This window comes from Pseudomonas rossensis (assembly GCF_039888995.1).
Classification (GTDB): Bacteria; Pseudomonadota; Gammaproteobacteria; order Pseudomonadales; family Pseudomonadaceae; genus Aquipseudomonas; species Aquipseudomonas rossensis.
Window position 1 is genome coordinate 1 of sequence record NZ_JBBWCB010000299.1, and the last position, 1,280, is coordinate 1,280.

1 protein-coding gene is annotated in these 1,280 nt (G+C 63.2%); it reads right to left on the reverse strand.

Annotated elements, in window-relative coordinates:
• On the reverse strand, positions 1–1,280 hold a 1,280-nt coding region (locus tag WLY71_RS30575), incomplete at both ends, for a beta strand repeat-containing protein (protein WP_347806562.1).

Genomic DNA, 1,280 nt, shown 5'->3' on the forward strand with positions numbered 1-1,280 from the left:
TTGGCGAGGGTCGCGGTGCTACCGGCGGCGTACTGGGTACCGCCAACCGTGAAGTTGAGCACGCTGACGTCGCCGTCAACGCTGCTGGTGCCGGTGAGGACGCTGCCGGTCACCGGGGCGTCTTCGGAGGTGGTCACGGTTTCGCTGACGTCGGTGAAGCTGTCATCCACCGGGGTGACATTGATGTTCAGGGTCGAGGTGACGTCAGAACCGGAGCCGTCAGTGACGGTGTAGCTGACTGTCGGTACCGTGCCGTTGTAGTTGGCGGCCGGGGTGAAGGTGTAGGCGCCGTTGGCGGCGAGCACCAGGGTGCCGACATTGGCGATGGTCGCGGTGCTGCCGGCCTGGTACTGGGTACCGCCAACCGTGAAGTTGACCACGCTGACGTCGCCGTCAACGCTGCTGGTGCCGGTGAGGACGCTGCCGGTAACGGTGGTGTCTTCCGGGGTGGAGATGGTTTCGCTGATGTCGGTGAAGCTGTCGTCGACCGGGGTAACGCTGATGTTCAGGGTCGAGGTGACATTGCTGCCGGAACCGTCGGTGACGGTGTAGCTGACCGTCGGCACCGTGCCGTTGTAGTTGGTCGCCGGGGTAAAGGTGTACGCCCCGTTAGCTCCGATCACCAGGGTGCCAACGTTGGCGATAGTCGCGGTGCTGCCGGCCGCGTAAGTGGTCGCACCGATGGTGAAGTTAACCACGCTGACGTCGCCGTCGACGCTGCTGGTGCCGGTGAGGACGCTGCCGGTCATCGGAGCGTCTTCGGAAGTGGTCACGCTTTCGCTGACATCGGTGAAGCTGTCATCCACCGGGGTGACGTTGATGTTCAGAGTCGAAGTGACATTGCTGCCGGAACCGTCGGTGACGGTGTAGCTGACCGTTGGCACCGTGCCGTTGTAGTTGGCCGCCGGAGTGAAGGTGTAGGCGCCGTTCGTTCCGATCACCAGGGTACCGACGTTGGCGATAGTCGCGGTGTCACCGGCCTGGTACTGAGTACCGCCGACCGTGAAATTAACTACGCTGACCGGGCCGTCGACGCTGCTGGTGCCGGTGAGCACGCTGCCGTTGACCGGAGCGTCTTCAGAGGTGGTCACGGTTTCGCTGATGTCGGTGAAGCTGTCATCGACCGGGGTGACGCTGATGTTCAAGGTCGAAGTGACATTGCTGCCGGAACCGTCAGTCACGGTGTAGCTCACGCTAGGCACCGCGCCGTTGTAATTGGCGGCCGGGGTGAAGGTGTAAGCGCCATTGGCGGCAAGCACCAGGGTGCCGACATTGGCGAT